This window comes from Desulfovibrio porci (genome assembly GCF_009696265.1).
Classification (GTDB): Bacteria; Desulfobacterota; Desulfovibrionia; order Desulfovibrionales; family Desulfovibrionaceae; genus Desulfovibrio; species Desulfovibrio porci.
Genome location: NZ_VUMH01000008.1, coordinates 76,898 through 89,312, shown reverse-complemented (window position 1 = coordinate 89,312; position 12,415 = coordinate 76,898). Strand labels below are relative to the sequence as shown.

The 12,415-nt window shown below is 51.7% G+C and carries 14 protein-coding genes and 2 pseudogenes; 10 read left to right on the top strand and 6 right to left on the bottom strand.

What is annotated here, in order from left to right; all coding sequences use genetic code 11:
- Nucleotides 1-9: 9 nt before the first annotated feature.
- Nucleotides 10-1,026: an ankyrin repeat domain-containing protein gene (locus FYJ44_RS09010; RefSeq protein ID WP_195840992.1), complete on the bottom strand. Its 1,017-nt coding sequence runs from the start codon at nucleotides 1,024-1,026 to the stop codon at nucleotides 10-12.
- Between FYJ44_RS09010 and FYJ44_RS14480 the strand changes: the two genes are divergently transcribed.
- The 5 genes from FYJ44_RS14480 to FYJ44_RS08990 all read left to right on the top strand — a co-directional run bounded on the left by FYJ44_RS14480 (nucleotide 1,025) and on the right by FYJ44_RS08990 (nucleotide 5,660).
- Entirely contained in the window at nucleotides 1,025-1,309 is a 285-nt protein-coding gene (locus FYJ44_RS14480; protein ID WP_195840991.1) for a hypothetical protein, read from the top strand. The two genes, FYJ44_RS09010 and FYJ44_RS14480, sit on opposite strands and share 2 nt — an antisense overlap.
- A 149-nt stretch (nucleotides 1,310-1,458) precedes the next feature.
- Nucleotides 1,459-2,907 (top strand): lysozyme inhibitor LprI family protein, encoded by a 1,449-nt coding sequence (locus FYJ44_RS09005; RefSeq protein WP_195840990.1) that lies wholly within the window; start codon nucleotides 1,459-1,461, stop codon nucleotides 2,905-2,907.
- A gap of 222 nt (nucleotides 2,908-3,129) precedes the next feature.
- Nucleotides 3,130-4,308, top strand: coding sequence for a hypothetical protein (locus FYJ44_RS09000; protein WP_154511318.1), 1,179 nt, complete (start codon nucleotides 3,130-3,132; stop codon nucleotides 4,306-4,308).
- 150 nt (nucleotides 4,309-4,458) lie between these two features.
- Nucleotides 4,459-4,707 carry a hypothetical protein gene (locus FYJ44_RS08995; protein ID WP_154511316.1) on the top strand — a complete coding sequence of 83 codons (249 nt, stop codon included), beginning with the start codon at nucleotides 4,459-4,461 and terminating at the stop codon, nucleotides 4,705-4,707.
- Nucleotides 4,708-5,282: 575 nt separating this feature from the next.
- A complete protein-coding gene (locus FYJ44_RS08990; protein ID WP_154511314.1) occupies nucleotides 5,283-5,660 on the top strand; it encodes a hypothetical protein in 378 nt (125 codons plus the stop codon).
- 153 nt (nucleotides 5,661-5,813) lie between these two features.
- On the opposite strand, the gene FYJ44_RS08985 is transcribed toward FYJ44_RS08990, so the two are convergent.
- The 4 genes and pseudogenes from FYJ44_RS08985 to FYJ44_RS08970 form a co-directional block, all read right to left on the bottom strand.
- A protein-coding gene (locus tag FYJ44_RS08985; RefSeq protein ID WP_154511312.1) for an IS5 family transposase occupies nucleotides 5,814-6,571 on the bottom strand; the annotation gives its coding sequence in 2 pieces (ribosomal slippage) (nucleotides 5,814-6,238 and nucleotides 6,238-6,571; 759 coding nt in all).
- Nucleotides 6,572-6,656: 85 nt separating this feature from the next.
- Nucleotides 6,657-7,076, bottom strand: a complete 420-nt coding sequence (locus tag FYJ44_RS14885) for an IS5 family transposase (protein ID WP_326833680.1) — start codon at nucleotides 7,074-7,076, stop codon at nucleotides 6,657-6,659.
- 17 nt (nucleotides 7,077-7,093) lie between these two features.
- A pseudogene (locus FYJ44_RS15050) lies at nucleotides 7,094-7,414 on the bottom strand (IS5 family transposase); the annotation flags it as partial.
- 88 nt (nucleotides 7,415-7,502) lie between these two features.
- Nucleotides 7,503-7,676, bottom strand: a pseudogene (locus tag FYJ44_RS08970) (transposase); the annotation flags it as partial.
- A 1-nt stretch (nucleotide 7,677) separates the two neighbouring features.
- On the opposite strand from FYJ44_RS08970, the gene FYJ44_RS14880 reads away from it, so the two are divergent.
- From FYJ44_RS14880 to FYJ44_RS14705, 4 genes are all read left to right on the top strand, one after another.
- Nucleotides 7,678-8,055, top strand: coding sequence for a capsular polysaccharide export protein, LipB/KpsS family (locus tag FYJ44_RS14880; protein WP_268234076.1), 378 nt, complete (start codon nucleotides 7,678-7,680; stop codon nucleotides 8,053-8,055).
- A complete protein-coding gene (locus FYJ44_RS14875; RefSeq protein ID WP_326833677.1) occupies nucleotides 8,049-8,678 on the top strand; it encodes a capsular polysaccharide export protein, LipB/KpsS family in 630 nt (209 codons plus the stop codon). The genes FYJ44_RS14880 and FYJ44_RS14875 overlap by 7 nt, the downstream gene beginning before the upstream one ends.
- A gap of 506 nt (nucleotides 8,679-9,184) precedes the next feature.
- Nucleotides 9,185-9,418 (top strand): helix-turn-helix transcriptional regulator, encoded by a 234-nt coding sequence (locus FYJ44_RS15045; RefSeq protein WP_081847572.1) that lies wholly within the window; start codon nucleotides 9,185-9,187, stop codon nucleotides 9,416-9,418.
- An 18-nt stretch (nucleotides 9,419-9,436) separates the two neighbouring features.
- Entirely contained in the window at nucleotides 9,437-9,745 is a 309-nt protein-coding gene (locus FYJ44_RS14705; protein ID WP_034506670.1) for a hypothetical protein, read from the top strand.
- 8 nt (nucleotides 9,746-9,753) lie between these two features.
- Here the strand turns inward: FYJ44_RS14705 and FYJ44_RS08950 are convergent, their stop codons facing one another.
- Entirely contained in the window at nucleotides 9,754-10,959 is a 1,206-nt protein-coding gene (locus FYJ44_RS08950) for a tyrosine-type recombinase/integrase (RefSeq protein WP_154511308.1), read from the bottom strand.
- Nucleotides 10,960-11,386: 427 nt separating this feature from the next.
- On the opposite strand from FYJ44_RS08950, the gene FYJ44_RS08945 reads away from it, so the two are divergent.
- On the top strand, nucleotides 11,387-12,181 hold the full coding sequence (locus FYJ44_RS08945; RefSeq protein ID WP_195840989.1) for a prepilin peptidase: 795 nt from the start codon (nucleotides 11,387-11,389) through the stop codon (nucleotides 12,179-12,181).
- Nucleotides 12,182-12,415: the final 234 nt, after the last annotated feature.

Genomic DNA, 12,415 nt, shown 5'->3' with positions numbered 1-12,415 from the left:
TGATCAATTCTACAAGATTTCAGCCAGACCGTTCTGTTTCAGCCAAATGATACGCTCGACGGACAGCTCGTCCCCAGCCCGCTTTCCGTCCAAGTCACGCAGGCTCGGATCCGCCCCATGTTGCAACAGCAGACGGATGACGTCCGCATCAGGAGCGTCGTTCCGTACGGCAAGCATCAGGGGGCTGTACGCGCCAAAATCCTGCCCGCTCCGCCCATTGACGGGCAGGCCCACGGATAGCAAAAAGCGGACGGAGGAAAGGCCGCTCTGCCCTGAACAGGCGGCGTGCAGGGCATTGGAAAGGCTGGCATCGGCAGCCAGTACGTCCGCCCCCCGCTCCGCCAGCAGACGCAGGAGGACCAAGCCGTCCGCCCGTCGCGCCGCGAACAGAAAGGCTGAACAGGCGACCCCATTGCGTATGTTCACATCGGCACCGTGACGGATCAGGGTTTCCGCCACAGCAGGATTTTTGTTCGCCCGGCAGGCCATCATCAGGGCACTGTCCCCCAGCAGAGACGACCTACTATTCACATCAAGGCCACTACGCAGCAGAAAACGGATAATCTCCGGGTTCCTGTTATACTCGGCCGCCAGTAAAAGCGCATTGTCCCCCAGTCGGGCGTCGCCCCCCGGCAGAACTTGTCGGGGGTTGGCCCCGGCCTTCACCAGGGCTTCCAGAACGGCCGGATTAGGGCAGAGTGCCGCAGCCCACAAAAAGGCGGTAAAGCCATTGGGCATGGTGGAATCCGCCTTGCCTCCGGCCTGTAATGCGGCCTCCAGTTGACTGAGGGGGGCCTGGGTGGCAAGCAGGCGCGCCAGTGTCAGGGCCGGATCGGCCAGGCCGGGACCGGGGCGGGCTCCGTGCCGCAGCAAGAGCTCCACCATGCCCGGTGCGCTGAACGCATTTCCATGCGCCAGCGCCATATCCAGGGGGGTATGGCCATGGCTGTCCGTCACATCGAGCCTGACGCCCGACTGCAATGCCTCTTGCAACGCGGAGGGATCGTTCTCAAGGATGGCGGCCATGATGGCGGATCCTTCGCCACTCCAGGCCGGGCAACTCCAGAAAGACAGGCTGAAAAACAGCACCATTCCAAACGTCATAAATCTTTTTTGCATGGGAACCTCCATTGGTCGGGAGCGACATGGCAAGAGTATGGCCCACCACCCCGAAGAACGCATCCTTGCCAAAATGACGTCACAAAAAAGTTTTCATGCGGCTTGCAACGCCTTTCTCATTGTCGTGATGAGATCATCTTTTTTCAATGATGAGACATTAAAAAAACGGGACAACTCATCATCAGGATGATGCAAAAAAAAAGCGCCTTGCTAAAGTTGAGGCAGGTAAAAAAATTTTGCTCCAGTCTACCGAACAAGAGCATGTCGAAGGCTATCTCGTTTGACGTACTGTCATTACCGCTTCGCTGGAAACAGAGAACAAGCATAATGGAGGACAATATGAAACTCGGGAAATGGGCACTGTGTCTTTGTCTGTTGGGAAGTCTGTTCTTGCAGTCGCACGCCCTAGCACAAGCAAGCCCGGCAAGCAAAGGCAAGGCATCTGTTTTTTCTTTTGAGAATACTCGCCTCGGAGGCTTTTATCAGGATGATAAGAATGGTCCCCTATGGCTTGCCGCTGATATGCTGGACGGTTACCCAGCTTTTGCTCAGCTTTTGCAGCAAAATCAAAAAGACACTTCCCGTGGATTGCAGCTCGCCTCTTCTTGGAGAGCCATGCCTCGTCCCGTCCAGTCCTATCTCGGTGATCCCACACCTGTGCATCAGTATCTGACCCAAAAGGGGGTAGAGAATCCCCAGCCCCAGCTGGAGCAGGCCTATAGAGTGGATCTGGACGGGGATGGACAGGAAGAGCTGCTTATTGTGTCCCAGAATATGGTACCGGCACGGAGTCAGGGGGTGAGCTGGCAACTCGATGTTCCGCTTTTTGCGAAAAATCCTGCCCTCCCGCAAAATCCCCAAAAAGGTCAGCATTCCGTGGTCATGCTGCATGATGCCAACGGCTGGCATCTGCTGACCCAATATGTGGCTCTGAAGGACGTTGAGGCAACATGGGCCGCTCCCCGTGTCCACAAGATTCTGAACTTCGCGGATCTGGACGGGGATGGCAGCATGGAAATCCTTATGGCGGAGTATACGGCTGAATCCGTCGGCTATGCTGTATACCACTATACCTTTATTCAGGATACCAATCGGGACTTCATCACGAGGAGTACACTGAGACAGTTTTTTGCCGTGACACCCAATGAAGTGGCCCAGTTCCACATCAGTGGACGGCTGATCAGGCCTGTCAGCTATGAAGACGCCTACGGTTATCAGCTGCAGCTGGAGAACGGCATTATTCTTGATGTGGCCATGGGGCAGAACGTCCTGCCCGAATTTGCGGAAGCCAGCCCCAATTGTCTCGTGGAGATGGACTGTACGCTAGAACACTGGTCGGACGGCAAAACTTCCTCGTATAACTATTTCTATGTGCCGAATTCTGGTAAAATTGTGGCTCCGGCTGACATTTTGGTGGGGCAGGAGGGACCTGTGGCACAAACGTCCTCCACGCTCATCAACACAGTGGAAGAATTGGCCCCCGGCTTCAAGACCTGCGTCTCGCACAGCTCTTCCACTCTGGAAATGCGTGAGTGCAACGCCAATGCCATCAAGTATTGGCAAAACAGACTGGACAAAGAACTGAGTCACGCCAGAATGATGTGCAGGCAAGCCGATCGGCCTGATTCCTGCCTGGAACACCTGAACAAATCGCAGGAAGCCTGGCAGAACTATGTGGATATGATGGCGGCTTACTACGAAGAAGTAAACGGCGGCAGCGTGGGGGTGCTTGAGCAGGGGTATTTTCGGGCTGAAGCCATCAAGGCTCAGGTCCGTATTCTTGAATAATCAGGAATTCTATTTATAAAAATGGTTTACATCCTTACTAGTCTTTTGTGTCTGTTTAATCTCTATGCAAGATCAAAGAACAGCCCACAATCAATATAGAAATCTTTACGATAAGATCAATGAACATCCTTGCAAGTGATGAATCATATATATAACGACTAGAGAACTTGGCATTGAATAATGCATCTACATTCATGACTGTCTATGTAGCAGGAGGTTTCTATGCGGTTCTTCATCCTCTTTATACTATGCCTTTTTACGTATAGTCAGGCTGCAGCCGTTGAAGTGGCAAGCTCAAAAAGCGAGCTACAGGAAATGGGGATCGAAATTCAGCTTCTGAGCAGCATTGAAGGTCTGCCGTCCTGCAAAATCGGGGGAGCCTTTAATGCGGATATCGGCAAGTGGCTGCGCCTTGTGCGTGATGGAGAAGCTTTTGCACAAACCTGTGTGTATGAAGATTGGAATATTTCTCTCACGCAGACCAGCGGCCTTTCCTTCTATCAGGTGGAGTCTTCTCAAGATGGCAAAAAGCTGCTCTCCCTGCTCTCTGACCAGGGCACAACGCTGCATATTTTCCATACCAGCGGCCCCGGCCTGAAGGAGCACCGCCCGCTGGACGGAAAACTACTTTTTCTCTGGGAAGACGAAAACGGCTATTCCTACGAAACTCTTGTGGGAAAAAACGAAATTCATACCAGTAGCGAGGCGATCGGGGAACATCACTGGACGGATCTCAGGCTGGAAGAGGTGGAATACCTAGGTCTAAATGGAAAGGGAATGGCGCTTATCGGATACGGACATCTGTTTCGGACAAGGGATGGGCAGGTGCTGGACTTAATGGGCAATTGCTTTGGGGGGAACTCAAACGAACAGTGCTGGCATTGGCTGAAAAGCTTCCAAAACAAGCCGCTCCGTATCCTGTGGGGAGAGTTTGCCTTTGGTGCGGGAGGAGGCTCCACCCTTTACGAGGCCATGCCCGGCTTGGCCGAGGTCGCCGGAGCCGCCCCACACTACAGCAACAACCGCTTCGGTTTTTCTCTCTCCTGGCTGCCGGGGAATTACAACGTACTGGAAGCCGATAACGGAGACGGCGTAACGGTGCGTGACAATAAAGGCTTCACCATGCTTGCCTATGGAACTTATGGCTATATGGTCATGGGACAGAAAATGGAGGATGTGCTGATCGAACTCTCTCACGGGCTGGATGTTACCTACAGACGAATCAACGACGAAAAGAGCTGGTTTGTAGTCTCAGGCTTTGCGGGTGAGGATATTGTCTATATCAAGTGCTTTTTAAGAAATGATGCAGCCTGTATTGTCCGCATGAGCTACCCGAAGCATAAGGCAGAATTCTACGCCCCCCAAGTGGAAAAAGTGATGCAGAGCTTCAGATTCAACTAGAGTACAGTCTAAAAATGTCTGAGGCTGTTCTTGCCATGAGGACATTACTGATGTCATATTGCTTTCGATTTTTATCTATGCTGCACCCCCTCACTGCAAGCGAAAAAAGTGAAGAAAAGTTGCACTCGTTCTCATTCCAGTCCGGCGGGTATGGAACGCCCCAGAACCATCCATATCTGGCGGGATGATAATAGACAGATACTGCTGGACGTGGAGGGAGATAAAAACTACCGCACCAGAGTAGATAGAAAAGTTTTGGAAGCCTTTACCAAACTTGTACGTCAGCATCCTTTAGCCGCTTGGAACAATTTCAAGGATCAATCCTGCCACGCCTGGCTTGAAGAGAGAGATCGGGAAAGTTTTAGCCTTGTCATCATTTGGGAATCTGGAAAAAATTGATATCCACGGAACCAAGCTCAGACCTGAGGGGTTTAGGGTCTTCAAAAACGATGTTCTGTCACTATGGGATAAGGCCGTGTATCGCTTTCCCTGGCAGCCTCCACTGCAAATCAATTCAGAACATCTTGAGCTTTTTGAGTTCATAGAAAGGACATCCCCCGATGAAAACAGCTGGCTCATGTTTTCCACCCAGCAACTAGGGCAATATGTCTCCGGCATGATCTGCCGGGGGAACACATCCGCTAGCAATCGCAGCTATTATAAGGCAGAGCCGCTCTTTCTTGAAGAACTCAATTCTCTTGTAAAAGAAAATAAACTCCTTTTATGGTATGACAATGTACGACATTAATATTGAAAAATGGTCACATCGATCAACTTATACCATATGTAAATATTCATATACGACACGAATCTTTCAATAAACAAAATATAAATTATACTATATATGACGACATAGATATATTTTCCTCTCCTAAATATCAACGATATTATATCTATATTCGTAGAAATTATTAATATGCTTGAAGGCATAAACATAGCGTGAAATATCGCTATAAAACCATAGGAGGTTGACAATGTCAAAATTTTTCTACGCCATTACAATCATCTCATTTATGTCATTAATAATTTTTCCACAGTATTTATTTGCAAATAATAACACATCAGATAATATATATTGTGAAATTATATCTTGTGGCCAGAAGTACTCTATCAATAACACCCAAATAGTTATAGAAAAAAATGATAACATTATAATTTACACCTTGAAAAGAGGAAATAAGACCTCCCTTTTTGATGAAGTAATGCTACTTACCGTTGCCGAGGTATTGCCCGGTGTAGCCCAAGTCTATGGAATTACAAAAAATGGATGTAATTCTCGTTGGGGTGAAGCTAAGTTCAACGGCAAATGTTGGGTCGGCTCTGATTTTCAAATTTGTTTCACCAAGGAATAATCAGGCTGTTTGCTTCTTCCTTGTTAGAAAATGGATAGTAGAATAGGGAGCACCAGCACAACACAGGTTTGAGGCTTTATCTGACTGGGGCAAAGGAGGTACAATATCACTTTCCCCATTATTTTCTTGGCTCTTGACTAGGGTCAGGACTCGTTAATTAAGGTAGAAGAGAACAGTGACAGCAAGACAAATGGCTGAGAAAAAAGTATGGGCACAGCGGTCATATCGGGTTGCGATACGTCGCCAGTCCTTCAACTTGCTGAATGTATTTTCAATAAGATGGCGACCTTTATACAGCGTCTTGTCGAAAGGAAGTTCTTCATTTCTGGTTTTCCGCGGTGGTATGCAGACGGTTATCCCTTTGGCTTTTAGAGATTCCCGCAACCAACTCGCGTCATAGCCTCCATCTGCCAGAAATATGCTGTTATCGGGAAGCAAGTGCTGGAGAATGGCCGCCCCCTTGTAGTCGCTGACCTGTCCTTCCGTCAGCAAAAGCAGGACAGGACGCCCGTGCCCATCACAAACGGCATGAAGTTTGGAATTCAGGCCACCTTTTGTTCGTCCTATGAGGCGCGAAGAATCCCCTTTTTGAGCAGGCTTGCCGCCGTGCGGTGAGCCTTGAGGTGAGTGGAGTCGATCATCAGTGAGCCATCAAAAGACGTTTTGTTGGCCAACTCAGTGAAAATTTTATTGAAAACACCGAGTCTGCTCCACCTGATGAATCGATTGTACAGCGTTTTGTGCGGGCCGTACTCATCAGGTGCATCCTTCCACTGAAGCCCGTGCTTGATGACGTATATGATGCCGCTGACGACGCGTCTGTCATCGACACGCGGAGCACCGTGAGAACGGGGAAAGAACGGTTTGATACGCTCCAACTGGCTTTCGGAAAGATAAAACAGGGTACGCATGCGACACCTCCATGCCCTCTGCATACCCTGTTTTTGTTCCTTTGAAAATAACGAGTCCTGACCCTAGGGTGTGTCTGCAAACCTCTTATCGAAGCCAGATAAGTGAAGCAGCCAGACATACAAAGGCCGCAAAAACTTCTGCCAGCTTGTCATAACGAGTTGCAATTTTACGATATTCTTTGATCTTGTTGAAAAACGTCTCAATAAGATGACGTTCCTTGTAGAGATGTCTGTCAATGGTACGGGGATGATGGTTCGTTCTTCTGGAGGGAATAACTGCTTCACATCCCTGCTGGTGAAGCGCATCGATGAGACTCCTGCTGTCATAGCCCTTATCGGCCAGAATTGTTGTGTTATGATACTGGATTAGAAGGTTACTGGCTTGAGGATACTCGGAGTATTGTCCTGCCGTGACAGTAAAAGCCAGCAAATTACCGAGAGCATCCACCACCGCATGAATTTTGGAAGTAAAGCCGCCACGACTTCGGCCGAGAGCCTGATTGATTCCAGGGTATGTCGAGCTCCGGCACTATGCTTATGAGCATGAACGTATGTCCCATCAATCATGATGTGGTTCATGTCAGCCTGTAAGGTAAGAAGCTTAAGGATAGCAGTCAGATATCCTCTTTTCTGCCAACGCCTGAATCGGGAATATACGGTTTTCCACGAACCATATTTCTCTGGCAAAGCTCGCCATGGAGATCCGGTTCGCAGCATCCAATGTACAGCATTGAGAAAGTTTCTGACGTCACCAATCGGTCTCCCTCCACGAGGAGAACCTTCTGTTGGCAGTATGGGCTCAAGCCTGAGCCAGAGGTCTTCAGGGATGTCATAGTAGCACATTTCCCTGTCGTAACACGATGAAAACCTTACCTAACCTGACTTCCCCCTTTTCGTGAAGAGGGTTTACAGACACACCCTAGTCAAGAGCCATTGCTGTATAGACTCTCCCGTTTCTCTTCAGCAGACCCAAAACAGCTATTTTTCCGGCAGATCTCCGCCCCCGTTTACCTTTTCTTACTCCTCCAAAGTAACTTTCATCAGCTTCTATCTCACCGAACAGGCGATAACTGGGGAGATGAGAAGCAATAAGACGGCGCAAGCGTATGGATGAGGAACAGGTGACGGACCTCCATGTCTTCGGAGACTGGCGGCCCCTGCACCGGGAAGCCGTCCTGCTGGCTAGAGTCCGGGGCATCCGGGTCTGGGCCTATGAGGAAGGTTATCTGCGCCCGGACTACATCACAATGGAGCAAGGCGGTGTAAACGGCCTTTCCTCCCTGCCGAACACCAGAGAAGGCATGGCGGAACTTGCCGCCCACTGTCCGGACGTTCCCGAAGCCCGGAAAGGCGGCAATCCGCAAACCGTCAAGACATGGCGGGCCATCGCCCATTATGCGGGAACCATCTTTCTCTGGGTTTTTAAACCCACCGTCCGCAGAGCGCCAGCCGCGAGGTCTGGGGCTGGTTTCTGCGCGTGCTGAGCCGTTCCGTCCGGCGGAAGCGTTCCGCTCAGGCCCTTCGGGCCGCGTCCCGCGCCCATGCGTCGTACTTTCTCTTTCCCCTCCAGTTTGACGCCGATTCCCAGGTACGCCGCTATTCACCCTACAGCGGCATGAAGGAAGCCATTGCCTGTGTGCTGACTTCCTTTGCTCGAAGCGCCCCGGCGGATACCCATCTCATTATCCGCAATCACCCGCTGGATAACGGCCTGATCGACTATGCGGGCTTCATTGCTTCCTTTGCTGCGGCCTGCGGCATCAGTGACCGGGTGCACTTCATTGAGGGCGGCAAGGCACACCAGATGATGGACAAAAGCCTCGGTGTGGTGGTGCTGAATTCCACTATAGGGATTTCGGCTCTTCGTCAGGCCAAGCCGGTCTACTGCGTGGGAACGTCCATCTACACCAAGCCCGGCCTCGCGGTGACCAGCGCGGAAATGCCGCTGGACGCCTTCTGGAGCCATCCGCGTGGACCGGAAACGGCTGCGATTGCGGATTTCGAGCGTGTGCTCAAGACTCATGCCCTGGTCAACGGGAATTTCTATACCCGGGAGGGCATCAGCACGGCCATTGACGGGATTCTGCAAAGGCTGGGAAGGCATTAGGGGAAACACCTGTCACGCCCGTGGGGAAGACTCATAGAGAAAAAGCACCCCGATTCCTGCTACGAACAGAAATCGGGACTGACGCGGCACGTTACGCGCCCCGTACGGTTGCCATGGTCTTTTTTTTCACAGCCCTGGCCCATTGCTACAAATGGGCCGGGGCATTCTGTTATCTGGTGTTCGATACCAGCAACATTAACCATACATCTTATTGATTTCTTTTTCTATTTTTTGCAAAACTTGAAAAGTATATAAATTGGCCACTGCCCGGCCTGATTTCTCCATGCTACACAAGATTCAATCCCTTTGAGTCTGTTTTAGCCATTAGCGAGGAGAAGTTATGTTGGAGCTCTTGACCAGGAAAGAACAAGATGTCGTCAATCTGCTGATGAAAGGTATAACTCCAAAAAAAAATTGCCCGTGAACTACGTACATCGCGTAGGCTCATACATCTGCATCTTTCCCGTATCCGCAAAAAATTTTCCGTACACACAACGATAGAGATTATGCGTTGTATCGGGGAGATGATGGATTGTTCCAAGCACAGCATAAAACTTACACCTCGCGGAGCGGAAGTCTTTCGACTGTCCCTCGACGGATTCAGCACCACAAGAATCGCCCGATGTCTGAAAATCACTCGAAGCGGCGTCCGACGCCACAGAGAAAAAATGCTCATGGTAAACGGATGTAATTCCATATTGGAATTGGTTGCAAAGTATTACGGGACATACGCAGAGTAATATTCTCAAGGAGTTTTCATGGAAACTGACGGACGTACCATCATCATTTCCACGCCGGAAGAACTGTTTCCCCTTATCACGGAAGCCGTGCGACTCGCCGGTTATGAGAATGCCCGAAATACTTCTGACTGCCCGAACCAGAAGTTGCTTGCTCCCAAAGATGTGGAAAGAGAGTTCGGCATCCGCCAGAAGACTCTCGCTTACTGGCGTCAGGAATGTATCGGCCCGGCATATACGAGTTTCGGCAGGCGCGTTTTCTATGAACGCTCCGTATTGGAAGAATACATCGCCTCCGGACGCATCCAAACCTTGGACACAATCAAATGATGGATTTATCAGGCAAGCATATCCCCGATAATCGAGAGCTTTTCGCTTTCCTGGCCGGGGAACAAATGGGCATACCGCATGGTCATGGTGATGTTCTTATGGCGCATGAGCTTTTGCAGTTCCATGAGTGTGACCTTGCCGGACTGTGCCAGCCAGGATGCGAACGTATGCCGCATGGTATGCAATGTGACCATATACAGACTGTCGCAGTTTTCTGGCTCCAGACCGAGTTTTCTGACGGCGGTTTTGAAGCACGCGGGAGTTTTAGTGAAGGCCGTCTTCTTGCGGGGCTGCTGGAAGATGGGTTCCGCAGGTTTGCGCTTATACGCCTGGAGCATCCGGATCATGTCCTCAGGTACTCGGACGAAAACACGCTTGCCGCCTTTCTGAATGATATAAAGACCGCAGGCGTTAGCATCCACGTCCTGTCCACGCAGCTTGAAAATTTCCGTGGGCCGGAGGCCGGTTCGCAGGGAGAGCAGAGCCATGTCATGCAACTGGGGATGACGCTTTTCAAGGTCGTCCAGAAGGGCCTTGGCTTCCTCTCTGGTCAGGAAACGCAACCTTTCATTGTTGGCCGTCACCATTTTCCATGTACCGCCCTTGGTGGACAGCGGGTTGACTCCGCTCCACATACTCGTGGCGATAGCATGGTTTATGGCAGATCGCATGAACGAAAAGATATTGTTCACGGTCTGCCCGGCCAGCGTTTTCCGTTTCCCTGTTCTGGCTTTGGACTTGCCTGTGCTCTTTTTGGCCTTCGTATTCCCGGTAGGTGTCTTCAGAAGCTGAGCTTTGAGGGTGGAAAGAAGATTGGGCGTCAGTTCGACCACAGGCAGGGAGTGAATTTTATCCTTGAGATGCGCCTGATATTGACTATAGTGCTGGCTGACGGACTTTCCTTCGCTTTTGCCCCATGCAAGATAGGCGTCCACCAGGTCTCCGATGGTGACTTTTTCCCGTTCGACGGGGTTGACGCCGGTGACGGCAATCTCCGCAAGGAATTTTGCGCGTTCTTTTTGAACCAGAGTCGGACGGATGCCCTTACTGTGTCTGCCGACAGTTTTCCAGTGGCCTTTGCCCTGGGTGTCCGTGAAACAAAAACAGTAGATACGATCCGGCTCACCGGTTCGCGGGTCACGTTTGGCGGACTGGCGGTAGAAAACGCCCTCAAACTTGGTCTTTATGTATTTTCGGCTGGTTACGTCGCTCATGAAGAGATAATAACGACGAATTACTCAAATTGGAAGATGATTATCCATTCGTTATCCAAAATGTATTTTCCTGAAAATTTTTCTAACGATAACACATTTGATTTACTTATTATTTTAGCAATAATACTGGCAACATGTGAGGGACAGAGAGAGAGAGAGAGAGAGAGAGAGAGCTATTTTCTTAATTATATAAAGTGATTGCATATATTTTCACCTGTGGGGGCATTTTTTCGGCTCTTTTCTTGGCTAGTACCCCACATACCCGGCGGAAGCAATATGTTTTTGCCGGGGTGGCCTCCTCCCGCTCCGCGCGTTGACCCCTTGCCGGGCCTGGGCTAGGCTTGTCCCCGCCGTCCGAGGCGCTTTCCGCGGGTTTTGGTGCCTTCACCCCGCGGCTTGGAGTGCGCGCCGGCATGGGAGGAGACGCGTGGAGTCCGCATTTCCCGTCCTGGCGGGACTGCTGGGGCTGGTTCTGGGCAGTTTTTATGCAGCCTGCGCCTATGGTTATATCCACGGCCTGCCCTTTTTCCGCCCGCGTTCCGTCTGCCCGCGTTGCGGCGTGACGTTGCGCGCCAGAGATCTTGTGCCCGTGGCGAGTTGGCTTGCGTTGCGCGGCCGCTGCGCCGCCTGCGGGGGACGCATCTCCCTTTTTTATCCGCTGGTGGAAAGCGTTTCCTGCCTGTGCGCCGTGCTGCTGGCCGTGCGCTTCGGCGTGTCGCCGGCCTTTTGGGTCCAACTCGCGCTCTGCGGCGTGCTGATCACCGCTTCGGGCATTGACGCCCGCATCGCGGTGCTGCCCGATGCGCTGACGCTGGGCGGCGCGCTTGTTCTCTGTCCGCTCATGGTCTGGAGCACGGCGCTGACCTGGCGCGACAGTTGCGCGGGCGCTCTGCTGGGCTTCGCCCTGGCAGGCGGACTACATCTCTTTTTCCGCTACGTACGCAAAAAAACAGCCTTGGGCCTGGGCGACGTGAAACTCTTTCTCCTGCTCGGCGGGGTCTGCGGCTGGCAGGGCCTGCCGGGCATCTGCCTGATCAGCTCCGTAACGGCCGCTTCGGCCCTGATCCTGCTGCACCTTCGCGCCGCCGGAAATGACGGAAACGGCTCCGGCCCGAGCATCTTCGCCCGCCCTATCCCCTTCGGTCCCTTCCTTTCCCTGGGCGCGTTCACCTATCTGCTCTGGAGCGGGAGCGGCCAGTTCCGTCTGATTTTGCACTTCTAAATCCGCACAGGCGCAGGTGGCGGCGGCTTCCCGCGCTGGCCCGCGGCATGTCGCGGTTGTTCACCTCATCCCTGACCGGCTTTCAGACGTTGGAACGGGTCATTTTGTAAATGACCCGCATGTCTTTTTGAAAGAAAGCCCCCACGGAAGAAGCGCTTTTTCCGTGGGGGCTTTCGCCGAATCCGGCTTGCAAACTCAAAGGCCTGCCGCGCAGCGCGGCTTCACATTCCGAGA

Coding starts and splice junctions, on each gene's coding strand:
- FYJ44_RS14480 (WP_195840991.1), top strand. CDS start 1,025: ATGATGGCGGATCCTTCGCCACTCCAGGCCGGGCAACTCCAGAAAGAC.
- FYJ44_RS09010 (WP_195840992.1), bottom strand. CDS start 1,026: ATGGCCGCCATCCTTGAGAACGATCCCTCCGCGTTGCAAGAGGCATTG.
- FYJ44_RS09005 (WP_195840990.1), top strand. CDS start 1,459: ATGAAACTCGGGAAATGGGCACTGTGTCTTTGTCTGTTGGGAAGTCTG.
- FYJ44_RS09000 (WP_154511318.1), top strand. CDS start 3,130: ATGCGGTTCTTCATCCTCTTTATACTATGCCTTTTTACGTATAGTCAG.
- FYJ44_RS08995 (WP_154511316.1), top strand. CDS start 4,459: ATGGAACGCCCCAGAACCATCCATATCTGGCGGGATGATAATAGACAG.
- FYJ44_RS08990 (WP_154511314.1), top strand. CDS start 5,283: ATGTCAAAATTTTTCTACGCCATTACAATCATCTCATTTATGTCATTA.
- FYJ44_RS14880 (WP_268234076.1), top strand. CDS start 7,678: ATGGATGAGGAACAGGTGACGGACCTCCATGTCTTCGGAGACTGGCGG.
- FYJ44_RS15045 (WP_081847572.1), top strand. CDS start 9,185: ATGCGTTGTATCGGGGAGATGATGGATTGTTCCAAGCACAGCATAAAA.
- FYJ44_RS14705 (WP_034506670.1), top strand. CDS start 9,437: ATGGAAACTGACGGACGTACCATCATCATTTCCACGCCGGAAGAACTG.
- FYJ44_RS08950 (WP_154511308.1), bottom strand. CDS start 10,959: ATGAGCGACGTAACCAGCCGAAAATACATAAAGACCAAGTTTGAGGGC.